This is a genomic window from Thalassobaculum sp., assembly GCF_040219615.1.
Classification (GTDB): domain Bacteria; phylum Pseudomonadota; class Alphaproteobacteria; order Thalassobaculales; family Thalassobaculaceae; genus Thalassobaculum_A.
Map to the genome: position 1 here is coordinate 344,858 of NZ_JAVJSE010000041.1, position 24,684 is coordinate 369,541.

The 24,684-nt window shown below is 67.8% G+C and carries 21 protein-coding genes and 3 tRNA genes; 6 read left to right on the top strand and 18 right to left on the bottom strand.

The features are described 5' to 3' along the window. Positions 1–30: 30 nt before the first annotated feature. From nuoG to RIC31_RS24635, 8 genes are all read right to left on the bottom strand, one after another. Positions 31–2,130, bottom strand: coding sequence for an NADH-quinone oxidoreductase subunit NuoG (gene nuoG, locus RIC31_RS24600; RefSeq protein WP_350114456.1), 2,100 nt, complete (start codon positions 2,128–2,130; stop codon positions 31–33). Positions 2,131–2,185: 55 nt separating this feature from the next. After that, complete coding sequence (nuoF, locus tag RIC31_RS24605; RefSeq protein ID WP_350114458.1) at positions 2,186–3,490, bottom strand: NADH-quinone oxidoreductase subunit NuoF; 1,305 nt, start codon at positions 3,488–3,490, stop codon at positions 2,186–2,188. Then, positions 3,490–4,161: an NADH-quinone oxidoreductase subunit NuoE gene (gene nuoE / locus RIC31_RS24610; RefSeq protein WP_350114460.1), complete on the bottom strand. Its 672-nt coding sequence runs from the start codon at positions 4,159–4,161 to the stop codon at positions 3,490–3,492. The genes nuoF and nuoE overlap by 1 nt, the downstream gene beginning before the upstream one ends. Then, complete coding sequence (locus RIC31_RS24615; protein ID WP_350114463.1) at positions 4,158–5,336, bottom strand: NADH-quinone oxidoreductase subunit D; 1,179 nt, start codon at positions 5,334–5,336, stop codon at positions 4,158–4,160. Before RIC31_RS24615 ends, nuoE begins: the two co-directional genes overlap by 4 nt. Then, positions 5,336–5,980 carry an NADH-quinone oxidoreductase subunit C gene (locus tag RIC31_RS24620; RefSeq protein WP_350114466.1) on the bottom strand — a complete coding sequence of 215 codons (645 nt, stop codon included), beginning with the start codon at positions 5,978–5,980 and terminating at the stop codon, positions 5,336–5,338. Before RIC31_RS24620 ends, RIC31_RS24615 begins: the two co-directional genes overlap by 1 nt. A 43-nt stretch (positions 5,981–6,023) precedes the next feature. Next, positions 6,024–6,563, bottom strand: coding sequence for a NuoB/complex I 20 kDa subunit family protein (locus RIC31_RS24625; RefSeq protein ID WP_350114469.1), 540 nt, complete (start codon positions 6,561–6,563; stop codon positions 6,024–6,026). Continuing rightward, entirely contained in the window at positions 6,554–6,919 is a 366-nt protein-coding gene (locus RIC31_RS24630) for an NADH-quinone oxidoreductase subunit A (RefSeq protein WP_350114473.1), read from the bottom strand. The genes RIC31_RS24625 and RIC31_RS24630 overlap by 10 nt, the downstream gene beginning before the upstream one ends. A 205-nt stretch (positions 6,920–7,124) precedes the next feature. After that, positions 7,125–7,201, bottom strand: a tRNA-Asp gene (locus RIC31_RS24635). 158 nt (positions 7,202–7,359) lie between these two features. Here RIC31_RS24635 and RIC31_RS24640 point away from each other — a divergent pair. After that, positions 7,360–7,782 (top strand): hypothetical protein, encoded by a 423-nt coding sequence (locus RIC31_RS24640; protein WP_350114476.1) that lies wholly within the window; start codon positions 7,360–7,362, stop codon positions 7,780–7,782. A 41-nt stretch (positions 7,783–7,823) separates the two neighbouring features. On the opposite strand, the gene RIC31_RS24645 is transcribed toward RIC31_RS24640, so the two are convergent. The 9 genes from RIC31_RS24645 to RIC31_RS24685 form a co-directional block, all read right to left on the bottom strand. Then, positions 7,824–7,899: transfer RNA gene (locus tag RIC31_RS24645), tRNA-Val, on the bottom strand. 116 nt (positions 7,900–8,015) lie between these two features. Continuing rightward, positions 8,016–8,288, bottom strand: a complete 273-nt coding sequence (locus tag RIC31_RS24650; RefSeq protein ID WP_350114479.1) for an HU family DNA-binding protein — start codon at positions 8,286–8,288, stop codon at positions 8,016–8,018. A gap of 237 nt (positions 8,289–8,525) precedes the next feature. Then, positions 8,526–10,940, bottom strand: coding sequence for an endopeptidase La (lon, locus tag RIC31_RS24655; protein ID WP_350114482.1), 2,415 nt, complete (start codon positions 10,938–10,940; stop codon positions 8,526–8,528). Positions 10,941–11,068: 128 nt separating this feature from the next. Then, on the bottom strand, positions 11,069–12,343 hold the full coding sequence (clpX, locus tag RIC31_RS24660; protein ID WP_350114485.1) for an ATP-dependent Clp protease ATP-binding subunit ClpX: 1,275 nt from the start codon (positions 12,341–12,343) through the stop codon (positions 11,069–11,071). Between the two features lie 145 nt (positions 12,344–12,488). Further along, positions 12,489–13,130 (bottom strand): ATP-dependent Clp endopeptidase proteolytic subunit ClpP, encoded by a 642-nt coding sequence (gene clpP, locus RIC31_RS24665; protein WP_350114488.1) that lies wholly within the window; start codon positions 13,128–13,130, stop codon positions 12,489–12,491. A 116-nt stretch (positions 13,131–13,246) separates the two neighbouring features. Then, positions 13,247–14,812, bottom strand: coding sequence for a trigger factor (tig, locus tag RIC31_RS24670; protein ID WP_350114491.1), 1,566 nt, complete (start codon positions 14,810–14,812; stop codon positions 13,247–13,249). Between the two features lie 52 nt (positions 14,813–14,864). Further along, positions 14,865–14,949, bottom strand: a tRNA-Leu gene (locus RIC31_RS24675). A gap of 81 nt (positions 14,950–15,030) precedes the next feature. Beyond that, complete coding sequence (locus RIC31_RS24680) at positions 15,031–16,467, bottom strand: malonyl-CoA decarboxylase (RefSeq protein ID WP_350114494.1); 1,437 nt, start codon at positions 16,465–16,467, stop codon at positions 15,031–15,033. A gap of 76 nt (positions 16,468–16,543) precedes the next feature. Continuing rightward, positions 16,544–18,133, bottom strand: a complete 1,590-nt coding sequence (locus RIC31_RS24685) for a peptide chain release factor 3 (protein ID WP_350114497.1) — start codon at positions 18,131–18,133, stop codon at positions 16,544–16,546. A gap of 155 nt (positions 18,134–18,288) precedes the next feature. On the opposite strand from RIC31_RS24685, the gene RIC31_RS24690 reads away from it, so the two are divergent. Genes RIC31_RS24690 through RIC31_RS24705 form a run of 4 tightly spaced genes read left to right on the top strand, consistent with a single transcriptional unit; the run spans position 18,289 to position 22,272 of the window. Continuing rightward, entirely contained in the window at positions 18,289–19,317 is a 1,029-nt protein-coding gene (locus RIC31_RS24690) for an ABC transporter substrate-binding protein (protein ID WP_350114500.1), read from the top strand. Further along, positions 19,314–20,114, top strand: a complete 801-nt coding sequence (locus RIC31_RS24695) for an ABC transporter ATP-binding protein (protein ID WP_350114503.1) — start codon at positions 19,314–19,316, stop codon at positions 20,112–20,114. The genes RIC31_RS24690 and RIC31_RS24695 overlap by 4 nt, the downstream gene beginning before the upstream one ends. After that, positions 20,111–20,980, top strand: coding sequence for an ABC transporter permease (locus RIC31_RS24700; RefSeq protein ID WP_350114506.1), 870 nt, complete (start codon positions 20,111–20,113; stop codon positions 20,978–20,980). Before RIC31_RS24695 ends, RIC31_RS24700 begins: the two co-directional genes overlap by 4 nt. Further along, positions 20,977–22,272, top strand: a complete 1,296-nt coding sequence (locus RIC31_RS24705; protein ID WP_350114509.1) for a cytosine deaminase — start codon at positions 20,977–20,979, stop codon at positions 22,270–22,272. The genes RIC31_RS24700 and RIC31_RS24705 overlap by 4 nt, the downstream gene beginning before the upstream one ends. Here the strand turns inward: RIC31_RS24705 and RIC31_RS24710 are convergent, their stop codons facing one another. Further along, the gene (locus tag RIC31_RS24710; RefSeq protein WP_350114512.1) at positions 22,273–23,898 is read right to left on the bottom strand and encodes an acyl-CoA synthetase; all 1,626 of its coding nucleotides are present in this window, start codon (positions 23,896–23,898) and stop codon (positions 22,273–22,275) included. It abuts the gene before it with no gap. 117 nt (positions 23,899–24,015) lie between these two features. Between RIC31_RS24710 and RIC31_RS24715 the strand changes: the two genes are divergently transcribed. Beyond that, positions 24,016–24,675 (top strand): DsbA family oxidoreductase, encoded by a 660-nt coding sequence (locus RIC31_RS24715; RefSeq protein ID WP_350114515.1) that lies wholly within the window; start codon positions 24,016–24,018, stop codon positions 24,673–24,675. The last annotated feature ends 9 nt before the right edge of the window (positions 24,676–24,684 follow it).

Below are 24,684 nucleotides of genomic sequence, written 5' to 3' on the forward strand. Positions count from 1 at the left end.
GCTTGCTTCGCCCCGCCGGTCCCTGCCGGATCAGCCGTGAGTGCCGGTTGCGGCCGGCTGGCGGCGGAGTACGAACACCTCCGTGCACTCGGCCATGGTCTTTGACGCCCGGCTGATCGGGTCGGTCATGTAGAAATTCTCGATCGGCGAGGCGAACGGCGCGTCGCCGAGCTTGCCGGCCCTGCCGAACTCGCCCCAGGCCGCCGGCTCGATGGTGTCGATCGCCGCGAAGGTCTCGTGGTCCGCCCGCAGCGCCTGGCGCAGCGTCTCCAGGTCGTCGAACGGCAGCTTGTGGCCGACCGCCTCGGACAGCGCCCGCAGGATCTTCCAGTCCTCGCGCGCCTCGCCGAGCGGAAAGCCGGCGGCATAGCCCTCCTGCACCCGGCCCTCGGTGTTGACGTACAGGCCGTCCTTCTCGGTGTAGGCGGCACCCGGCAGCACCACGTCGGCGCGATGCGCGCCCTTGTCGCCGTGATGGCCCTGGTACACGACGAAGGCGTCGCCCAGCCCGTCGGTGTCGATCTCGTCGGCGGCCAGCAGGTAGACCAGCTTGATCTTGCCGGCCTTGGCACCGGCCAGGATCCCGGCGACGTCGGCCCCGCCCTCGCCCGGCAGGAAGCCCATGTCGAGGCCGGCCACCCGGGCGGCGGCGGTGTGCAGCACGTTGAAGCCGTTCCAGCCCGGCACGGTCTCGCCGTCCTCGTCCTCGGTCGCCGGCTGGATCATGCCGTAGCTTTCGGCGATCGCTCGGGCAGCGGCCAGCACCGCGGCGCCGTCGCCGCCGGTCAGCGCGCCGGTCCCGACCACGATCATCGGCTTCCTGGCGGACTTGAGGACATCGGCGAACCGGTGGCTGCCGTCGGCGACCTCGGCCAGGGTCTGGCTGCCGGCGCCCAGGTGGTCGTAGTCGTAGGTAAGGTCGACCGGCTGGCCGATCAGCCCGACCGGGAAGTTGCCGCGCAGCCAGCGCTTGCGGATGCGGGCGTTGACCAGGGCGGCTTCCCAGCGCGGGTTGGTGCCGATCAGCAGCAGCGCGTCGGCTTCCTCGATCCCGGCGATCGTGGTGTTGAAGATCCAGCCGCCGCGCGGGCCGCCGCCGACCGCCGCACCGTCCTGCCGGCAGTCGATGTTCGGCGAGCCGAGGGCGGTCATCAGGCGCTTCAGCGCGTACATCGATTCGGCGTCGACGGTGTCGCCGGCGATCGCCGCCATCTCGGCGCCCTTCAGGTCCTTCATCCGCCCGGCCACCGCCGCGAACGCCTCCGGCCAGGACGCCGGCTGCAGCTTGCCGTCCCGGCGGACATACGGGCGGTCCAGGCGCTGGCGCTTCAGGCCGTCGCAGGCGTAGCGCGTCTTGTCGGAGATCCACTCTTCGTTGATGTCCTCGTGCAGCCGCGGCAGCACCCGCATCACCTCGCGGCCGCGGGCGTCGATCCGGATGTTCGATCCGACGGCGTCCATCACGTCGACCGATTCGGTCTTCTTCAGCTCCCATGGGCGCGACACGAAGGCGTAGGGCTTGGAGGTCAGCGCGCCGACCGGGCACAGGTCGATGACGTTGGCCGACAGCTCGGAATCCAGCGCCTTCTCGAGATAGGTGGTGATCTCGGCGCTCTCGCCGCGGTTCAGCATCCCCATGTCGGTGACGCCGGCGATCTCGGTCGAGAACCGGACGCAGCGCGTGCAGTGGATGCAGCGGGTCATGATGGTCTTGACCAGCGGGCCCATGTCCTTGTCGGTGACCGCGCGCTTGTTCTCCTCGTAGCGGCTGGAATGCCAGCCATAGGCCATCGCCTGGTCCTGCAGGTCGCACTCGCCGCCCTGGTCACAGATCGGGCAGTCGAGCGGATGGTTGATCAGCAGGAACTCCATCGTGCCCTTCTGGGCCTTGCGCGCGACCTCGGACTTGGTGTGGATCACCATGCCGTCGCCGGCCGGGAACGCGCAGGAAGCCACCGGCTTCGGCGCCTTCTCCATCTCGACCAAGCACATCCGGCAGTTGCCGGCCACCGACAGGCGGTCGTGGTAGCAGAATCGCGGCACCTCGGCGCCGGCGGCCTCGCAGGCCTGCAGCACCGTCGAGCCCGCGGGCACCTCCACCTCGATCCCGTCGACCGTCAGTTTCGGCATGCTGTCCTCTCTCCGTCCCTCTGCCCCGCTCGTCCGGCCGAGCCGGATGCGTCCGTCACTCGGCCGCCTGGGCGGTCGGCATCACCGGCTTGCCGGATTTGCGTGCATTGATCCGACGTTCCATCTCCGGCCGGAAGTGCCGGATCAGGCCCTGGACCGGCCAGGCCGCGGCGTCGCCGAGCGCGCAGATGGTGTGGCCCTCGATCTGCCGGGACACCTCCTCCAGCACGTCGATCTCGTCGACGTCGGCCTCGCCGCGCACCATGCGCTCCATGACCCGCCACATCCAGCCCGCACCCTCGCGGCACGGCGTGCACTGGCCGCAGCTTTCGTGCTTGTAGAAGTAGCTGAGGCGGGCGATCGCCTTCACGATGTCGGTCGACTTGTCCATGACGATCACCGCGGCGGTACCCAGGCCCGACCGCACCTCGCGGAGCGAATCGAAGTCCATCAGGACCTCGTCGCAGATCGCCTTGGGCAGCACCGGCACCGACGAGCCGCCGGGAATCACCGCCAGCAGGTTGTCCCAGCCCCCGATCACCCCGCCGGCATGCTTCTCGATGAGCTCGCGCAGCGGAATGCCGAGCTCCTCCTCGACGTTGCACGGGTTGTTCACGTGTCCGGAGATGCAGAACAGCTTGGTGCCGGAATTCTTCGGCCGCCCCAGGCCGGCGAACCATTCCGGCCCGCGCCGCAGGATGGTCGGGACCACCGCCACCGATTCCACGTTGTTCACGGTGGTCGGGCAGCCGTACAGGCCGACGCCGGCCGGGAACGGCGGCTTCAGGCGCGGCTGGCCCTTCTTGCCCTCCAGCGACTCCAGCAGCGCGGTTTCCTCGCCGCAGATATAGGCGCCGGCACCGCGGTGCAGGTAGACGTCGAAGTCGTAGCCGGATCCGCAGGCGTTCTTGCCGATCAGGCCGGCGTCGTAGGCCTCGTCGATCGCCTTCTGCAGCGCGACCGCCTCGTTGTAGAACTCGCCGCGGATGTAGATGTAGGCGGCCTTGGCGCGCATGGCGTAGCCGCCGATCAGGCAGCCCTCGACCAGCTTGTGCGGCTCATGGCGCAGGATGTCCCGGTCCTTGCAGGTGCCGGGCTCCGACTCGTCGGCGTTGACCACCAGATAGTGCGGCTTCTCCTTCACTTCCTTGGGCATGAAGGACCACTTCAGCCCGGTCGGGAAGCCGGCGCCGCCGCGGCCGCGCAGGCCGGAGGCCTTCACCGCCTCGACGATGTCCTCGGGCGTCCGGCCCAGCAGTTCCTTGGTGTTCGACCAGTCGCCCCGCTTGCGCGCGCCGGCCAGCCCGGCGTCGAACCAGCCGTAGACGTTGGTGAAGATGCGATCCTCGTCCTTCAGCATCAGTCGTCTCCACCCCCGGCGGCGGCCTTGTTCGCGGCGAACCACGACGGGACGCCTTCGGAGTCCTTGAGCGCGGTCAGCGAGGTCGGGCCGGCGATCGACTGCGAGGTCACCCGCCCCTTCATGGATCCGACCGGCGGCTGCTTGCCCCCCTTGAGCGAGTCCAGCAGGGCCGCCGTGGTCTCGTAGTCCATGTCCTCGTAGAAATCGTCGTTGACCTGCAGGATCGGCGCGTTGACGCAGGCCCCGAGGCACTCGACCTCCAGCAGCGAGAACTGTCCGTCCGCGGTCCGGCCGTGGTTGTCCAGCCCGAGCTTGTCCTTGATGCAGCGCATGACCTGATCGGAGCCGCGCAGCCAGCACGGCGTCGTCGTGCAGGCCTGCAGGAACCATTTCCCGACCGGGGCAAGGTTGTACATCGTGTAGAAGGTCGCGACCTCCAGCACCCGGATCCGCGCCATCCCGAGCCGCTCGGCGATCGCGTCGATCGCCGCCAGCGGGATCCAGTTGTCGTGCTGGCGCTGTGCCAGGTCCAGCAGCGGCAGGACCGCGCTGGCCTTCCGGTTTTCCGGATACTTGGCCAGGATCCTGGCGATCTGGGCCTCGCTGTCGGGCGTCCAGGCGAACGCCGCCGGCTGGTCCTTGGTCTCGGCGATATGCTTGCCGCTCAACGGTCGATCTCCCCGAACACGATGTCCAGCGAGCCGATGATCGCCACCGTGTCGGCGAGCATGTGGCCCTTCGTGAGGAAGTCCATGGCCGCCAGGAACGCGAATCCGGGCGCCCGGATCTTGCAGCGGTACGGCTTGTTGGTGCCGTCGGACACCAGGAACACCGCGAACTCGCCCTTCGGCGCCTCGACGGCGGCATAGGTCTCGCCGGCCGGCACGTGATAGCCCTCGGTATAGAGCTTGAAGTGATGGATCAGCGCTTCCATCGAGCGCTTCATCTCGCCCCGCTTCGGCGCGGTGACCTTGCGATCGGCGCTCTTCACCGGCCCGTCCGGCATCCGCTCGATGCACTGGTCGATGATCCGCAGCGACTGCCGCATCTCCTCGACCCGGACCAGGTAGCGGGCGTAGCAGTCGCCGGTCTTGCCGATCGGGACGTCGAACTCCATCTCGTCGTAGGCGTCGTAGGGCTGAGCCACGCGCAGGTCCCACGGCACGCCCGAGCCGCGCAGCACCGGGCCCGAGAAGCCGTGGTCCAGGGCCTCCTCGCGGGTGACCACGCCGATGTCGACGGTGCGCTGCTTGAAGATCCGGTTGCCGGTCAGCAGCGATTCCATGTCGTCGATGAACTTCGGGAACTGGTCGGCCCAGGCCTTGATGTCCTCGAGCAGGCCGGCCGGCAGGTCCTGGTGGACGCCGCCCGGGCGGAAGTACGCGGCATGCAGCCGCGCGCCCGATACCCGCTCGTAGAACGCCATCAGCTTCTCGCGCTCCTCGAAGCCCCAGAGCAGCGGCGTCATGGCGCCGACGTCGAGCGCGAAGGTCGTGAGGTTCAGCAGGTGGTTCAGGATCCGGCCGATCTCGGCGTACAGCACGCGGATGTACTGGCCGCGCTTCGGCACCTCGATCCCCAGCAGCTTCTCCACGCCGAGCGCGTAGGCATGCTCCTGGTTCATCGGCGCGACGTAGTCGAGCCGGTCGAAATACGGCACCGCCTGCAGGTAGGTCTTGTACTCGATCAGCTTTTCGGTGCCACGGTGCAGCAGTCCGATATGCGGGTCGGCACGCTCGACCACCTCGCCGTCCATCTCCAGCACGAGACGGAGCACCCCGTGGGCCGCAGGGTGCTGCGGCCCGAAGTTCATGGTGAGCGGCTTGATCTGGGTCTCGGCCATCAGCCCTGGCCCTCCGGCGCCTTGTCGGCCTTCTCGTCGCCCGGCAGCACCGCCTGGGCGCCCTCCCACGGACTCAGGAAATCGAAGTTGCGGAATTCCTGGGTCAGCTTGACCGGCTCGTACACCACCCGCTTCTGGGCGTCGTCGTAGCGGACCTCGACATAGCCGGTGAGCGGGAAATCCTTGCGCATCGGATGCCCTTCGAAACCGTAGTCCGTCAGCAGCCGCCGCAGGTCCGGGTGGTCGGAGAAGTAGATGCCGTACATGTCCCAGGTCTCGCGCTCGAGCCAGCCGGCCGAGCTGAACAGCACGGTCGCTGACGGCACCGGGGTGTTCTCGTCGGTCGGTACCTTGAGCCGGACGCGCAGGTTCTGGCGGATCGAGAGCAGATTGTAGACCACCTCGAAGCGCTGCTCGCGCTGCGGATAATCGACTCCGCACAGGTCCATCAGCCCCTTGAACAGGCACTGACTGTCGTCGCGCAGGAAGGACAGCACCTTCAGGACCGACGGCGGCCGGCAGCGCAGCGAAAGCTCGCCGCCGGACAGGACGACGTCGTACACGTCCTGCCCCAACTGGCTCTCGATGTAGAGTGCCAGGTCCTTCAGTGCGTTAACGGTATCGGCAGGCATGGCCGTCGCCATTGGGATCGCGTGCCTCCGTGTCAGTGCCCTGCCCGGTCGCGCATCAGCGCGCGATCGTGGCGGTTCGCTTGATCTTCCGCTGCAGCTGAAGCACGCCGTACAGCAGCGCCTCGGCCGTCGGTGGGCAGCCCGGAACGTAGATGTCGACCGGGACGATCCGGTCGCAGCCGCGCACCACCGAGTAGGAATAGTGATAGTAGCCCCCGCCGTTCGCGCAGGATCCCATGGAGATCACCCAGCGCGGCTCGGCCATCTGGTCGTACACTTTGCGCAGGGCCGGCGCCATCTTGTTGGTCAGCGTGCCGGCGACGATCATCACGTCGGACTGCCGCGGGCTCGGCCGGAATACCAGCCCGAACCGGTCGAGGTCGTAGCGGCTGGCCGCCGTGTGCATCATCTCGACCGCGCAGCAGGCCAGACCGAAGGTCATCGGCCACAGCGATCCGCAGCGCGCCCAGTTGAACAGCTTGTCGGCCTGGGCGATCACGAACCCCTTCTCGCGGATCTCGTCGCCGACGGCGCCGAGGATCGCGTCCTGGTCGGCCCCCGCGGGGGTCGGCCGACCGGCGTTCATCACTCCCATTCCAGGGCTCCCTTCTTCCACTCGTATACGAAGCCGATGGTCAGGATCCCGAGGAACACCACCATCGACCAGAATCCGAACAGGCCGATATCGCCCAGCGAGATCGCCCACGGAAACAGGAACGCGACCTCGAGGTCGAAGATGATGAACAGGATGGCCACCAGGTAGAACCGGACGTCGAACTGCCGGCGGGAGTCGTCGAACGCCTCGAAACCGCATTCGTAGGCCGAGAGCTTCTCTGAGTCCGGCCGCTGGGTGCCGACCACGAAGGACGCCACGACCATCGCCAGCGACAATCCGACGGCGATCGCCAGGAAGATCAGGATCGGCAGATACTCGGTCAGCAGTTCGTTCATCGGCGCTCTCCCCGGCGCTCAGGATTCGACGCGGCGCCGAGGCCCCGATCCCCGGCGTTCGCGGCGGCACTATAGTGCGCCGCACACCGGGAGAACAAGGCAAAGCCACAGCCCGGGAATATCCGGGAACCGCGTCGTGCCGCACCCCCGCGGCCCGCTGCGACCCTGCGTCGCGCGGCGTACGATATTCGGATTTTTCGAGAAATGGCGGGAGTGACGGGACTCGAACCCGCGGCCTCTGGCGTGACAGGCCAGCGCTCTAACCGACTGAGCTACACCCCCTCGATGTCGACCCCGGCGAGACCGCCGAGTGCGTCGAGGCGCGTGATGTACTCGCTCCCCAGGGGCCTGTCAAGCGCACCTTCTTCGCGTCGCACGATCCGTCCGCTACACTGGTCCATCACGGCCCGAGAGCCGAAAACGCCCGGAGGATCCGCTCCTTGGATCAGATGACCGCGCAGGACTACGAGCGCTTTCTGAAACTGATGGCGCTGCTGTCCAGCGACCGTGACGGCGAGGTCCTGAACGCCGTGTCGGCGGCCAGTCGCATCCTCAACAGCTACGGGATGGACTGGATCGACGTGGTCCTGCCGCGCAAACTCATGCGGGTGCGTGCCAGTGCCGCCGAGGACCTGGCGGCCGACCCCGACGAGGACGGAGATGGCGAACCGCCGCCGCTCGATCGGGCGAGCCCGGCGGTGATGTACCGGCTCCTGATGGCAAGTGCGAACGTGTCCACGGACATCAAGCGTGACATTCGGCGCCACGCCGAGGCGATTCGCGACGGGCGGGTGACCCCGGCGATCCGCGGTGAACTGCAGACCATGTACAACTACGCGGTACTGCGCGGCCGATCGATCTGACGGTGATTCGGTGCTGAGGGGACCGGGCCCGCAAGGCGGGCTGGTGGGCGGTGACGGGTTCGAACCGCCGACCTAGCGGGTGTAAACCGCTCGCTCTACCAACTGAGCTAACCGCCCGTGCCGGACCGGGGACGTATCGCCGCCGGCCACGGGTCTCTATCCACAGTCTGGGCCCAAAATGCAAGACGCCGGCACCCGAGAGTGCCGGCGTCTGCACAAAACCTTGGGAGAACTCAGTTGACGGAGTCCTTAAGCCCCTTGCCCGGCTTGAACTTCGGCTGCTTGGAGGCCGGAATCTTAATCTTGTCCCCAGTACGCGGGTTGCGACCCTCGCTGGCAGCGCGGGACGCGACGGAGAATGTCCCAAATCCAACGAGGCGAACCTCTCCCCCCTTCTTCAGCTGTCCGGTGATGACGTCGAACACGGCGTCGACGGCCTTACCGGAATCTGCCTTGGAAAGACCGGTCGAATCTGCGACCGCGGCAACGAGCTCGTTCTTGTTCACGTTAGCCCCCCAAATGTGGCGAGAGAGAATATCTGCGCGCATCGATCGAACGACGCAACGCGAAGGACTTTAAATCGCGGCTTTGTCGGCCGTCAATCGCTGACACCATGCTTTTGCGAGGTTTTCTGCGGTTTTCGGCTCATATTTGACGCCCGATACCGACTTAACGGTTGAAAAGCGACGGCCGCACCACAGGAATGGGGCGGCCGTCACACCGATTGATGGCAGTCAACTCGCCTAATGAGTGATGACGCCCTCGACAACCTCGCCCTTCGGGCTCGGCGTGATCGATTCGAGGTCCTTGGCCTTCTCCTCGAGGCTGGTCGGGTCGATCGGGACCGGCTGGCTCGTCAGGGCGTGACCGATCACCTCGTCGACCGTGGAGACCGGGATGATCTTCAGCCCCTTCTTCACGTTGTCCGGGATTTCCGTCAGGTCCTTCTCGTTGTCCTTCGGGATCAGGACCATCTTCAGCCCGCCCCGGAGGGCCGCCAGCAGCTTCTCCTTCAGCCCGCCGATCGGCAGCACCCGACCCCGCAGCGTGACCTCGCCGGTCATCGCGACGTCCCGGCGGACCGGGATACCGGTTAGCACCGAGACGATCGAGGTGACCATGGCCACGCCGGCCGACGGACCGTCCTTCGGCGTCGCGCCCTCCGGCACGTGCACATGGATGTCGCGCCGCTCGAACAGCTTCGGATCGATGCCGAAGGTATAGCAGCGAGACTTCACGAAGGACTCGGCGGCCTGCACCGATTCCCGCATCACGTCCCCGAGCTTGCCGGTGGTGATCACCTTGCCCTTGCCCGGCACGGTCACCGATTCGATCGACAGCAACTCGCCCCCGACCTCGGTCCAGGCCAGACCGGTGGTGACGCCGACCATGTCGATCTCCTCGGCCTCGCCGTAGCGGAACTTCCGCACGCCGGCATAGGTGTCGAGGTTCCGACGGGTGACGGCGACCTTGGTCTTGCCGGTGCTGAGGATCTCCTTGACCGCCTTGCGGGTCAGGTTCGCCAGCTCGCGCTCCAGGTTCCGGACGCCGGCCTCGCGCGTGTAGTACCGGATCAGGTCGCGCAGGGCCTCCTCGGAGATCGACCACTCGCCCGGCTTGAGGCCGTGCTCCTTGACCTGCTTGGGGGTCAGGTGGCGTTGGGCGATCTCGACCTTCTCGTCCTCGGTGTAGCCGGACAGCCGGATGATCTCCATGCGGTCGAGCAGCGGCTGCGGCATCCGCAGGGTGTTGGCCGTGGTCACGAACATCACGTCCGACAGGTCGTAGTCGACCTCCAGGTAGTGGTCCTGGAACGTGTTGTTCTGCTCCGGATCGAGCACCTCGAGCAGGGCCGACGACGGGTCGCCGCGGTAGTCCTGGCCGAGCTTGTCGATCTCGTCGAGCAGGAACAGCGGGTTCGACGTCTTGGCCTTCTTCATGCCCTGGATGACCTTGCCCGGCAGCGCGCCGATATAGGTCCGGCGATGGCCGCGGATCTCGGCCTCGTCCCGCACGCCGCCGAGCGACATCCGCACGAAGTTCCGGCCGGTCGCCCGCGCGATCGACTTGCCCAGCGAGGTCTTGCCGACGCCCGGCGGCCCGACCAGGCACAGGATCGGGCCCTTGAGCTTGCCGATCCGGGTCTGCACCGCGAGGTACTCGACGATCCGCTCCTTGACCTTCTCCAGACCGTAGTGGTCGGCGTTCAGGACCTGCTCGGCGTTGTTCAGGTCCTTCTTGATCTTCGAGCGCTTCTTCCAGGGAATCTGCAGCAGCCAGTCGAGGTAGTTGCGGACCACGGTCGCCTCGGCCGACATCGGGCTCATGTTGCGCAGCTTCTTGAGCTCCTGCTGCGCCTTGTCCCGCGCCTCCTTCGAGAGCTTGGTCTTGGCGATCAGGTCCTCGAGTTCCTGGATGTCGTCGCGGCCGTCCTCGCCCTCGCCCAGCTCCTTCTGGATCGCCTTCATCTGCTCGTTGAGATAGTACTCCCGCTGGGTCTTCTCCATCTGGCGCTTGACCCGGTTGCGGATGCGCTTCTCGACCTGCAGGACGCCGATCTCGCCTTCCATGAAGCCGTAGACCCGCTCCAGCCGGGCGACAACGCCGGCCGTCTCCAGCAGGTCCTGCTTGTCGGCGATCTTGAGTGCCAGATGCGAGGCGATGGTGTCGGCGAGCTTGGCCGGCTCCTCGATCTGGTTGACCGAGACCAGGACCTCCGGCGGGATCTTCTTGTTCAGCTTGATGTACTGCTCGAACTGCGCGATCACCGCACGCGACAGCGCCTCGACCTCCTGGCGGTCGCCCGCGTCCTCCTCGATCTCCTCGGCCTCGGCCTCGAAGAAATTGTCGGTCGCGGTATAGCGCAGGATGCGGGCCCGGCGGCCGCCCTCGACCAGCACCTTGACGGTGCCGTCGGGCAGCTTCAGCAGTTGCAGGACGGTTCCGACCGTGCCGACCTCGAAGATCTCCTCGGCGGCCGGGTCGTCGTCCGCGGCATTCTTCTGGGTGACCAGCAGGATCTGCTTGTCATCCTTCATCACGTCTTCCAGCGCCCGCACCGATTTGTCGCGCCCCACGAACAGGGGAACGATCATGTGCGGGAAGACGACGATATCCCGCAACGGCAGAACCGGAAAAACCTCGGTACCAACTGACACGTGCTTTGGCCTCAACTAAGCGCCTCCCCCGCGATCGAAGTCTCTCGCGTCACGCAGGGCGGGGGATGGGACCCTGCGCACGACCTGTTAGGTGGCGCCCGTCCCGTTGCCAATCAAGGCCGAAACGATCAAGCGCCCGTGCTGACGTCCTCTCGGCGCTCGGCATGGACCATGATGGGCTTGGCCCCCTGGCCGACGACATCCCCGTTGATGATGATCTCCTCGACGCCCTCGAGCGACGGAAGGTCGTACATCGGATCGAGCAGGATGCTTTCCATGATCGAGCGCAGGCCGCGCGCGCCGGTCTTCCGGTCGATCGCCTTGCGGGCGATCGCCCGCAGCGCGTCCTCGCGGAACTCCAGGCGGACATCCTCCATCTCGAACAGCCGCTGGTACTGCTTGACCAGGGCGTTCTTCGGCTTGGTGAGGATGTCGACCAGGGCCTCCTCCTCGAGGTCCTCGAGGGTGGCGAGCACCGGCAGGCGGCCGACGAACTCCGGGATCAGGCCGAATTTCAGCAGGTCCTCGGGCTCGACCTCGCGCAGGATCTCGCCGGTGCGGCGATCGTCCGGCGCCCGGACATCGGCGCCGAAGCCGATCGACGAGCCGCGCGAGCGGTTCGAGATGATCTTCTCGAGCCCGGCGAAGGCGCCGCCGCAGATGAACAGGATGTTGGTGGTGTCGACCTGCAGGAACTCCTGCTGCGGGTGCTTGCGGCCGCCCTGCGGCGGGACGCTGGCGACCGTGCCTTCCATGATCTTCAGCAGGGCCTGCTGGACACCCTCGCCCGACACGTCGCGGGTGATCGAGGGGTTGTCCGACTTGCGGCTGATCTTGTCGACCTCGTCGATGTAGACGATGCCGCGCTGCGCGCGCTCGACGTTGTAGTCGGCGGACTGCAGCAGCTTGAGGATGATGTTCTCGACGTCCTCGCCGACGTAGCCGGCCTCGGTCAGCGTCGTGGCGTCCGCCATCGTGAACGGCACGTCGATGATGCGGGCGAGCGTCTGCGCCAGCAGGGTCTTGCCGCAACCGGTCGGGCCGATCAGCAGGATGTTCGACTTGGCCAGTTCGACGTCGTTGTTCTTCTGGCCGTGCGCGAGCCGCTTGTAATGGTTGTGAACCGCCACCGACAGGATGCGCTTGGCCTTGTACTGGCCGATCACGTAGTCGTCCAGCACCTGGCAGATGTCGCCTGGCGTCGGGACCCCGTCGCGGGACTTCACGAGGGTGGTCTTGTGCTCTTCACGGATGATGTCCATGCAGAGTTCGACACACTCGTCGCAGATAAAGACAGTCGGGCCTGCGATGAGTTTGCGGACCTCGTGCTGGCTCTTCCCGCAGAACGAGCAGTAGAGGGTGTTCTTGGAATCGCCCCCGCTGCCGCTACCGGACTTGCTCATGGTTTCTCGGTCCTGGTCGTCTGATCCACCGGATTTATGTTAGCCGCCCGGTTTCCGGGGCGACAATGCGAAAAAGACCACAATGTCCGGTAAAATTTCCTTAACCGGACAATCGCGGTCGAACCGGCGTGCCGCAACGGCGCGCTCACCCGCCGGTCTTATCGGTCTCGACCGGGGCCGGCCGCTTGTCGATGACCTCGTCGATCAGGCCGAATCCCTTGGCCTCCTCGGCGGTCATGAAGTTGTCGCGGTCCATGCCGCGCTCGATGTCGTCCATCGAGCGGCCGGTATGCTTCACGTAGATCTGGTTGAGGCGTTCCCGCGTGCGGATGATCTCGCGGGCGTGGATCTCGATGTCGGAAGCCTGGCCCTGGAAGCCGCCGGACGGCTGGTGAATCATCACCTTGGAGTTCGGCAGGCAGAAGCGCTTGCCGGCGGCGCCGGCCGCCAACAGCAGCGAGCCCATGGACGCGGCGTGGCCGATGCACACCGTGGAGACCTCCGGACGGATGTACTCCATGGTGTCGTACATCGCCAGGCCGGACGTCACGATGCCGCCCGGCGAGTTGATGTACATCGCGATGTCCTTGGTCGGGTTCTCCGCCTCGAGGAACAGCAGCTGCGCACACACCACGCTGGAGACCGCGTCGTTGATCGGTCCCATCACGAAGATGATCCGCTCCTTCAGGAGGCGGGAGAAGATGTCGTACGCCCGCTCTCCCCGGTTGGTCTGCTCGACCACCATCGGCACGAGCGAGTTCATGGTGATCTCGAACGGGCTGGACATCGATGCCGTACCTTCGTGCTGGTGTCGCGGCCCGCGGACCGGGGCCGGAAGATCAGTTAGCGCAATATGGGGTGTGCCGGCCGTGACCGCCAGCCCATGCAGGTCGTGGCCGAGGATCACTCGGCCGCGCTCCCCTCGTCCTCGTCGGCCTTGGCCTTCGGCTTCTTGGCCTTGGTTGCCTTCGGCTTGCTGGCGGCCGCCTTCTTCGCGGGCTTCTTCTTCTCGCCCGCCTCGCTCTCCGCGCCGGTCTCGTCGTCGTCGTCGGCGAACAGCTGCTCCGGGGTCACCTGCTTCTCGGTCACGGTCGCCATCTCGAGAATGAAGTCGACGACCTTGTCCTCGAACAGCGGCGCACGGACCTGGGCCAGGGCCTCCGGGTTCTTCTGGTAGTACTCGAATACGAACCGCTCCTGGCCGGGGAAGCGGCCTGCCTGGGTCCGGATCGCGTTGGTCACCTCCTCGTCGGTGACCTGGATGTTGTTCATCCGGCCGACCTCGGAGAGCAGCAGCCCCAGGCGCACCCGGCGCTCGGCGATCTGCCGGTACTCGGCCCGCTCCTCCTCCGAGATCTTCTCGTCCTCGGACGGGTGGCCGGAGTGGTCGTGATGATCGTCGCCATGGGCGTGATGATCGTGGTCGTGGTCATGATCGTGGTCATGATCGTGATCGTGATCATGGTCGTGCCCATGATCGTGATCCTGCGCCTGCTCGCGGCCGGAATGCGCCACCACCTGGTGGACGATCCCGCGATACTCCTCCTCGACCATGCCCGGCGGCACGGTGAAGCTGTGCTTGTCGGCCAGCGCGTCGAGCAGCGACCGCTTGGTCTTGGCGCGGGCCGCCTCGGCGAACTCGCCCTGCATCTGCTCGCGGACCGCCTCGCGCAACGCGTCCAGGGTGTCGAGCCCGAAACGCTGGGCGAAGGCATCGTCGATGGTGACCGGCTTGGGGGCACGCAGTTCCTTCACCGTGACGCCGAACACCGCTTCCTTGCCGGCCAGGTGCGAGGCCTGGTAGTCGTCCGGGAAGTTCACGGTGACGTCGCGGCTCTCGCCGACCTTGGCCCCCACCAGCTGCGGCTCGAAGCCCGGAATGAAGGAGTTGGAGCCGAGCTCGAGGTGGTGGTCCTGAGCGGCCCCGCCGTCGAACGGCACGCCGTCGATCTTGCCCTCGAAGTCGATCACGACGACATCGCCCTCGGCGGCGCCGCGCTCCTCGGTGACCGGCTCGCTGTCCTTCTGCTGGCCGGCCATGCGATCGATGGCCTCGCCGACCGCCTTGTCGTCGACCGTCGCGACCGTGCGCTCGACCGACAGCGAGGCGAAGTCGACCGGCTCGATCTCCGGCATCAGCTCGACCGACACCTTGTATTCGAGATCCTTGCCCTTGTCGTAGGAGGTGATCTCGACGCGCGGCTGGACCGCCGGGCGCAGCCCGCGCTCGGTCAGCGCCATCTCGGTGTTGCTGTTGACCGCCTTCTCGAGGATCTCGCCGAGCAGGGAATCGCCGTAGCGGGCCTTCAGCAGGGTCGGCGGAACCTTGCCCGGGCGGAAGCCCGGCAGGCTCATCTGCGGGGCCAGCTCGGCGAGCCGCCCGTTCAGTTCCGCGTCGATCTCCGACGCCGGAACGACGATCGTAAATTCGCGCTTCAGTCCCTCGTTGAGGGTCTCGTTGACTTGCATGGAAAACACCCGGTCGATCAAGGGCCCGCGGTCGCGTTCCGACCGGCGCGAATGGTGCGGGTGGAGGGACTTGAACCCCCATGGCTTGCGCCACTGGAACCTAAATCCAGCGTGTCTACCAGTTCCACCACACCCGCGCCGAGCGTTGCGCGCCCTACGTCAGGAGGCGCACTGCTATATGACCTCGCATCCCGCGTCAACCGCGGCAGGCCCGCGGATCAGGAGCGTGCGAGCGCCCGCATGGCCGAGGACGTGGCGATCTTGGCGCCGTCCGAGTAGGCCTCGTGGTTCTCGTCGATCTCGCTGAGCTTGTAGAGATAGTTGATCATCATCCCGCAGGACTGCCGCAGCCCGTTGGGCGTCGGGTCGCCGAGCCAGTTCAGCCGCTCCATCCTGGCGCCGTTCGACAGGTGGAAATGCGCGACCGGGTCGCGCGCCGTGCCGTTGCTGCGCTTGGCGGAGGTCAGGTAGCGCGCCGCCATCCGCATCATCGGCGCTTTCAGGGCGTCCGTCAGGGCCTCGTCCGACGGCCAGCGGTCGCTGGCCAGGGCCTTGCCGACGAGTTCGGCATCGCCGCTCTCGTCGTCATCGAGACCGAGCGCCTGCAGCAGGCTTCGCCGCTCCGCCGTCGTCAGGGTCGGCCCGTCGCCGGCCGCGACGGTGTCGGCGAACCAGGCGCGGAAACCTGGAATCGGCGACAGCGTCGCGAAGTTCTTCAGGTTCGGGAAGTCGTGCTGCAGGAGGTCGACGACCCGCTTGATCAGGAAATTCCCGAAGCTGATACCCGCCAGGCCGCGCTGGGCGTTGGAGATCGAGTAGAAGATCGCCGAGTTCGCGGTCTTCGGGTCGGTTCGCGGGGCATCCTCGTCGAGCAGTGACAGCACGTCGCCGGAAATGCCGTCGACCAGCGCGACCTCCACGAAGATCAGCGGTTCGTGCGGCATGTTCGGATGGAAGTAGGCGAAGCAGCGGCGATCCGAGTCCAACCGGTTCTTCAGGTCCTCCCAGGAGCGGATCTTGTGGACCGCCTCGTAGGCGATCAGCTTCTCCAGCAAGGCGGCCGGCGCCTCCCAGGTGATCTGGCGAAGTTCCAGCAGCCCGACGTCGAACCAGGCGGCGAGCAGCTCGCGGAGATCGGCGTCGAGATCCGCCAGTTCCGGCGATTCCTTCGCCATCCCGAGCAGCTCGGCCCGCAGGTCGACCAGGAACTTCACACCTTCCGGCAGGGCGTTGAAGCGGGTCAGCAGTCGCCGCCAGCGCGGCACCAGGGCATCACGCAGACGCCGCTCCGCGCGACGGCGCCCCTCCTCGCCCTCGGCTGACTGCAGGGCCTCGACCGCCACGGCGACCTGGGCGCGATCGGGGCCGAATTCCTCGGCGAGCAGCGACAGGAAGCGGTTCCGGCCGGTGGCGTTGAGGGACAGGTAGGAGCGGCCGAGCTCGGCGGCGCGGGCGCGCGCGGAGACCTCCCCGCCCTTGGCCTCCAGGCAGTCCAGCATCTGCTGCCGCATCCTGCCCAGGTCGTCGCCCGACAGGTCCGGCCGCGGCGTGCCGGACAGGTAGTAGCGCGTCGAATCGGACAGGTCGCTCCAGGCGCTTCGAAGGTTCCGGAGCGTGCGGTCGAGCAGGCTCTCGGCGGTCGCTGTGTCGGTCATGGCCGAACTTTGCCGCGCGGCGGTGCCGGCGGCAATCGGGGATTCTGTGACGATCGTGCGACGGCCGGCCCGTCGGTCAGGTCAGCTGTTCCTTGGTCGCGAGAAACCGCAGCTTGGGCCAGGTCTCGGCGGTGTGCTTGAGGTGCCAGGCGTTGCGCGCCAGGAACACCGGGTCGCCGTCGTGGTCCTCCGCCAGGTCGCCCTGGTTGGCGTCGGTGTAGCGCTTCAGCTCGGCCGGGTCGTCGGCCGCAATCCAGCGGGCGGTATGCAGCCCGGCGGTCTCGAAGGTCACCGGCACGTCGTATTCCGTGCGGATGCGGTCGGCCAGCACCTCGAACTGCAGGGCGCCGACCACGCCGACGATCCACTGGCTGCCGAGCCGGGTCTTGAAGGCCTTGGCGGCTCCTTCCTCAGCCAGTTGCTCAACAGCACGCGACAAGTGTTTCATTTTCATAGGATCCGAAGGGCGAACCCGCTGCAGCAGCTCGGGCGCGAAGCTCGGGATGCCGGTGACGTGCAGCTCCTCGCCCTCGGTCAGGGTGTCGCCGATCCGCAGGTTGCCGTGGTTCGGGATGCCGATGATGTCGCCCGGCCAGGCTTCCTCGGCGGTCTCCCGGTCGCGCGCCAGGAACAGCACCGGGGTGTGCATGGTCATGAACTTGCCGCTGCGGATGTGCTTCAGCTTCATGCCGCGCTTGAAATGGCCGGAGCTCAGCCGCACGAAGGCGATGCGGTCGCGGTGCTTGGGATCCATGTTCGCCTGGATCTTGAACACGAAGGCCGAGACCTTGTCCTCGGTCGGAAAGATCTGCCGCTCGACCGCCGGCTGCGGGCGCGGCGGCGGCGAGAACTCGGCCACCCCCTCGAGCAGCTCGCGGACCCCGAAGTTGTTCAGCGCGCTGCCGAAGAACACCGGCGTCATGGTGCCGTGCCGGAACGCCTCCAGGTCGAATTCCGGGCACAGGCCGCGGGCCATCTCGACCTGCTCGCGCAGCTCGCGCACCAGCTCGGCCGGCAGCAGTTCATCGAGCTTGGGGTCGTCCAGCCCACGGCACTGGATGCCTTCGGCCGGGCGGTCGTGGCTGCCGCGCTCCACCAGGATCAGCTGGTCGCGCAGCAGGTCGTAGCAGCCCTTGAAGCGCGAGCCCATGCCGATCGGCCAGCTCGCTGGCGACACGTCGAGCGCCAGGGTCTGCTCGATCTCGTCGAGCAGCTCGAAGGGATCGCGGCTCTCGCGATCCAGCTTGTTCACGAAGGTGACGATCGGCACGTCGCGCAGCCGGCAGACCTCGAACAGCTTGCGGGTCTGCTCCTCGATACCCTTGGCGGCGTCGATTACCATGACCGCCGAGTCGACAGCCGTCAGGGTGCGGTAGGTGTCCTCCGAGAAATCCTCGTGGCCCGGGGTGTCGAGCAGGTTGAAGGTGCGGCCGGCGTAGTCGTAGGTCATGACCGACGACGCCACCGAGATGCCGCGCTCCTGCTCGACCTTCATCCAGTCCGAGCGCGCGCGCCGCGCCGCGCCGCGCGCCTTGACGGCGCCCGCGAGCTGGATGGCGCCGCCGAACAGCAGCAGCTTTTCGGTCAGCGTGGTCTTGCCGGCATCCGGGTGCGAGATGATCGCGAATGTCCGGCGCCGGGCAACCTCCTCGGCGAGCGCGCTCATGGTGTTCGTGTCCCAGGTCAGAGGGCCCGGCTAGATAACGACGCATGGCCACGACATCAAGGGCCGGTCGTCGGGCGTGCGCGGCGATTGTGCAGTGCGAGAGCTGTCGATAACCTTGTCGGATCGGTGTCGTCACCGGGTCACGGGGGAAAACGATGACGTCCTGGCGTTGGATCGGATCGCTTGCACTCGCCGGCCTCGCCGCCGCGCTCGCCGCCCTGCCGGCCGCCGCGCTGGACAAGGTCACCTTCGGAACCAACTGGAAGGCCCAGGCCGAACACGGCGGCTATTACCAGGCCGTGGTCGACGGCACCTACGAGAAATACGGCCTGGACGTCACGATCCGGCAGGGCGGCCCCAACATCAACCATCCGCAGCTGCTGGCCGCCGGCAAGATCGACTTCAACATGGGCGGCAACATGTTCGCCGCTTTCAACTACCTCACCAACGACGTGCCGATGGTGACCGTCGCGGCAGCGTTCCAGAAGGATCCGCAGATCCTGATGGTGCATCCCGACTCGCCCTACAAGTCGCTGGCCGACCTGAAGGGCGTCACCCTGCTGATCGGCAAGGGCGGCCAGATCACCTTCTGGCAGTGGCTGAAGAAGGCCTACGGCTTCAGCGACGAGCAGATCAGGCCCTACACCTTCAACCCGGCGCCGTTCATCGCCAACAAGGACTGGGGCCAGCAGGGCTACGTCACCTCCGAGCCGTTCGCGGTCGAGCGGGTCGGCGGCTTCGTGCCGCGGGTCTTTCTGCTGGCCGACAACGGCTACGCGAGCTACTCGACCACAGTCGAGACCTCGTGGAAGCTGGTCGACGAGAACCCGGACCTGGTGCAGCGCTTCGTCGACGCCACCGCGCTCGGCTGGGTGAACTACCTGTATGGCGACCACCGCGCCGCCGACGAACTGATCAAGCGCGACAACCCCGACATCTCCGACGACCAGCTCGCCTATTCGATCGCCAAGATGAAGCAGTACGGCATCGTCGACTCCGGCGACACAGAGACGCTGGGGATCAACGCCATGACCGACGCGCGATGGCAGTCCTTCTACCGGTTCGCGGTCGATGCCGGCCTGTATCGCGACGGCCTGCCGCTGGCGGAGCGGGGCTACACCCTGCGGTTCGTCAACAAGGGCGTCGGGCTGGACCGCAAGCGCGAGCTGCTCGGCAAGCAATGACCGGGACCGCCGCCCCGCCGGTCATCCGCCTCGGCGGCGTCCGCAAGGAGTTCTCCAACGGCGTGGTCGCGCTCGACGGCCTCGACCTGGAGGTGCGCGAGGGCGAGTTCCTGAGCCTGCTGGGCCCGTCGGGCTGCGGCAAGAGCACGGCGCTGCGGATCGTCGCCGGCCTGATGTCGGCGGACGCCGGCACCGTGCGGGTCTCGGCGTCCGCCGCGACCGGCGATCCCGCCCGGCACGACATCGCCCACCATGACATTGCCTATGTCTTCCAGGAACCGACGCTGATGCCCTGGGCGTCGGCCTTCGACAATGTCTGGCTGCCGCTCCGGCTGGCTGGGATCTCCCGGCGCGGCGCCGGCGACCGGGTCCGCGCGGCGCTGGCCGGGGTCGGGCTCGACGGCTTCGAGGCGGCCTACCCGCGCGAGCTGTCGGGCGGCATGAGGATGCGGGTGTCGATCGCCCGCGCCCTGGTCACCCGGCCGCGACTGCTGCTGATGGACGAGCCGTTCGCCGCCCTCGACGAGATCACCCGGTTCAAGCTGAACGACGACCTCCTGCGCCTGACCGAGGCCCAGGGCTGGACCGTGGTGTTCGTCACCCACAGCGTGTTCGAGAGCGCCTTCCTGGCCTCCCGGATCGCGGTCATGTCGGCCCGGCCCGGCCGGATCGCCGGCGAGATCGCGGTCGACGTCCCCTACCCGCGCAGCGCCGCGTTCCGCACCGACCCGCGCTTCGCCGAGATCTGCCGGGCGACCAGCACGGTGCTGCAGCGCGCCATGGGGGAAGCGGCGTGACCCCGCGCGAGGCGGCAACCGATCTGGCCGCCGAGGCGTCCGACGTCGGCCGGCGGCTGGCGGCCGCGCGGGAGGCCCGGCGGCGCGAGCGCCTGGCCCGGGTCCTGGCCCCCCTGGTGGTCGGCCTGGTCGTGCTGTCCGGCTGGGACATCTTCGTGCGGGTCAACGAGGTCCCGCCCTACATCCTGCCCGGGCCGCTGCTGGTCCTGCGGAGCCTGGTCGACGACTGGGGCACGCTGTGGCCGTCGCTGCTGATCACGGTCGAGATCACGGTGCTGGCGCTGGCGGTCGCGACCTTCGGCGGGCTGCTGCTGGCGGTGCTGTTCGCACAGTCGAAATGGATCGAGCTCAGCTTCTTCCCCTACGCGGTGGTCCTGCAGGTCACGCCGGTGATCGCGATCGCGCCGCTGATCCTGATCTATGTCGACAACGTGCACGCCGCGCTGCTGATCTGCGCCTGGATCGTGGCGTTCTTCCCGATCCTGTCGAACACCACCCTCGGGCTGAACTCGGCCGACCACAACCTGCTGGCGCTGTTCCGGCTGTACGGCGCCACCCGCTGGCAGACCCTGCGCCATCTGCGCCTGCCGTCGGCGATGCCGTATTTCCTGGCCGGGCTGCGGATCGCCGGCGGCCTGTCGCTGATCGGCGCGATCGTCGCCGAGTTCGCCGCCGGCTCGGCCGGCACCGCCTCCGGCCTCGCCTACCGGATCCTGGAATCCGGGTACCGGCTCGAGATCCCGCGGATGTTCGCCGCCCTGCTGTTGATCTCGCTGACCGGCATCGTGATATTCCTCGCCTTCACCCTCCTGCAGCACCTTGTGCTCCGGCGCTGGCACGACAGCGCGATCCGAAGCGAGGAATGATGATCCCTGACGGTGGACGATGGGGCCTGGCCAACGCGGCGGTGCCGAGCGTGCTGCTGGATGCCCCCGATGGCCCCGTCGCCGGCCCCGACGGGATGACGGTCTGCGACCTGGTGGTCGATGCCGGCCGGATCGCAGCGATCGCGTCGCCCGGCACCGTGGCCGGCGACCTGCCGATCGTCGACCGTGAGCGCCGGCAGGTCTGGCCCGGCCTGGTCGACCTGCACACCCATCTCGACAAGGGCCACATCCTGCCGCGCTGCCCGAACCCGACGAACGACTTCGACGGCGCCCTGGCGGCGGTCCCGGTCGACCGCGAGAGCCGCTGGACGGCCGACGACATCAGCCGGCGCATGGATTTCGCCCTGCGCTGCGCCCATGCCCACGGCACGGTGGCGATCCGCACCCACCTGGACACCGCCCAGGACGATCCGGCGCGTTCCTGGCGGGCACTGGCCCCGGTCCGCGAGGCCTGGGCCGGCCGCATCGACCTGCAGCCATCGGCCCTGGTGCCGATCGGGTTCTACGCCGAGCAGGACTATGCCCGCAGGATCGCCGACCTGGTGGCCGAGAACCACGGCGTGCTGGGGGCCGTCACCTACCCGGGCCCGGACAACGACGCATTGCTCGACCGCGTGTTCACGCTCGCCGCCGAGCGCGGCCTGGCGGTCGACATGCATGTCGACGAGAGCCTCGACCCGACGGTCGCGGAGCTGGACCGGGTACTCGACGCGATCGAGCGCACCGGCTATGCGGGACCGGTCACCCTCGGGCACCTGTGCAGCCTGTCGACCCGGCCCGAGGCCGAGGCGGCGCGCAGCATCGCCCGGATGGCCGACCTCGGCGTCGCCGCGGTGTCGCTGCCGATGTGCAACGAGTTTCTGCAGGCCCGGGCGCCCGGCCGCAGCCCACGGCTGCGCGGCGTGGCGCCGATCCTCGACATGGCCGGGCACGGCGTCGCGGTGGCCGTCGCCAGCGACAACACCCGCGACCCGTTCCATGCCTATGGCGACCTGGACCTGCTGGAGGTGTTCCGCAGCGCCGTGCGCCTGGGCCATCTCGACCTTCCGGTCGGTGCCTGGCCGGCCGCGGTGGCATGCACACCGGCCGACGTGATGGGGATCGCCGCGGGCCGGATCGCGGTCGGCCGGCCGGCTGACCTGATCCTGTTCAGTGCGCGGCGCTGGGACGAACTGCTGGCCCGCCCGCAGAGCGACCGGGTCGTGGTCCGGGCCGGCCGTCGGCTCGACGCCGTGCCGCCGGACTTCGCCGAGCTGGACGACCTCGGCTAGTCAGAGGCCGCCGGCCCGCTCGCGCAGCACGAATTTCTGGATCTTGCCGGTCGAGGTCTTCGGCAGCTCGCCGAACACCACGGTCTTCGGGACCTTGAAGCGCGCCATGTTCTCGCGGCACCAGGCGATCACCGCTTCGGCGGTCAGTTCGGCGCCCGGCTTGACGGTCACGAAGGCGCAGGGCGTCTCGCCCCAGCGCTCGTCCGGCCGCGCCACCACCGCCGCCTCCATGATCGACGGGTGGCGGTACAGCACGTCCTCGAGCTCGAGCGACGAGATGTTCTCGCCGCCGGAGATGATGATGTCCTTGGAGCGGTCCTTGACCTCGATATAGCCGTCGCCGTGCATCACCGCGAGGTCGCCGGTATGGAACCAGCCCCCGGCCAGGGCCTCGGCGGTCGCCTTCGGATTCTTCAGATAGCCCTTCATGACGGTGTTGCCGCGCAGCCAGAGCTCGCCGATGGTCGCGCCGTCGGCCGGCACGTCGCGCCCGGCCTCGGTGTCGACCACCCGCATGCCCTCGATGGTCGGATACCACACGCCCTGGCGCGCCATCTTGCGGGCCTTGGCGTCTGGATCGAGGGCGTCCCATTCCGGCGGCCAGGCGCAGATCGTCGACGGACCGTAGGTCTCGGTCAGGCCGTACAGATGGGTGACCTTGAAGCCCATGCGCTCCATTCCGGCGATCACCGCGCTCGGCGGCGCCGCCCCGCCGGTGGCGATCGAGACGGTGTGGCCGAACCGCCGCTTCACCTGGTCCGGCGCGTGGATCAGCATGGTCAGCACGATCGGCGCGCCGCACATGTGCGACACCAGGTGGTCGGCGATCGCCGGGAAGATCAGCGCCGGATCCACCCGGCGCAGGCAGACATGGGTGCCGCAGACCGCCGTCACCGCCCAGGTGAAGGTCCAGCCGTTGCAGTGGAACATCGGCAGGGTCCAGAGGTACCGGGTATCGGCGTCCAGCCCGAAGGCGATGGCGTTGCCCATGGCGTTCAGGAACGCGCCGCGATGATGGAACACCACGCCCTTCGGGTTGCCGGTGGTGCCGCTGGTGTAGTTCAGCGCCAGCGCCGCCCACTCGTCGGCCGGCCGCGTCCAGGCGTGGTCCGGGTCGCCGGTCGCCAGCAGGTCCTCGTACTCCATCTCGCCCAGCGGCTCGCCCGATTCGGCGAGCAGATCGTCGATCCAGACCACCGGCGGCTTGCTGGCGCTGGCGGCCACGGCCTCTGCCATGACGCCGGTGAACTCGCGGTCCACCAGCACCAGCCGGGCCTCGCCGTGGTCCAGGATGAAGCCCATGGTCGCGGCGTCGAGCCGGTAGTTGATGGCGTTCAGCACCGCCCCCGCCATCGGCACCCCGTAATGCGCCTCCAGCATGGCCGGGGTGTTGGGCGCCAGGATCGCCACGGTGTCGCCGACGCCGATGCCGCGCGCCGCCAAAGCCGAGGCCAGCCGCCGGCAACGGGCATACATCTCGCCATAGGTCCAGGTCGCCTGGCCGTGCACGACCGCCACCTTGTCGGGATAGGTCGCGGCCGCCCGGTCGAGGTAGTCCAGCGGCGTCAGCGGCGCATGATTGGCCGGTCCGGACGGCAGGTCGCGGTCGAAGATCGAGGCGGTCATCGGTATCCCGTGCGTGTGTCGGCGCCGTCGTGGCGCGTGCTAGGGTTTCGCGGCCGCGCGACATCGTCAAGTCGAGCGGGTTGAGTGTCGACGCCTGTCCGCGTTACGGTCCCAACGATGCGCATCGATATCTTCTCCGACGTGATCTGCCCGTGGTGCTTCATCGGCAAGCGCCGGCTGGAGCGCGCGCTGCGCGAGCGGCCGCAGGGCGACGTCGAAACCTGCTGGCGCGCCTTTCAGCTGAATCCCGACATGCCGATCCAGGGCATGCCGAGGCATCTGTACCTGGAAGCCAAGTTCGGCGGTGCCGAGCGCGCCGGCCAGATCTACGAGACGATCCGGCAGAACGGCCAGCGCGAGGGCATCGACTTTCGCTTCGACCTGATCACCCAGACCCCCAACACGGTGCGGGCCCACCGGCTGATCCGGTTCGCCACCGCCCTGGGCCACGGCGACCCGCTGGTCGAGCGGCTGTTCGTGGCCTATTTCAGCGAGGGCGTGGATCTCGGCGACCTGGACCGGCTGGCCGACCTTGCCGAGGAGGTCGGGCTGTCGCGCGGCGAGGCCGCGACCTTTCTGGAAAGCAACGAGGGCCTGGCCGACGTGCTGGCCGAGACCCGCTTCGCCTACGAGAGCGGAATCAACGGCGTGCCCTGCTTCATCTTCGACCGGCACTACGCGCTCGCGGGCGCACAGGAGCCGGAGGCGTTCTACCCGCTGTTCGAGCTGGTGCGCAGCGAAGCCGCCAACCGCCCGCCGGCCGCCAACCTCGCCTGACCCTTCGCG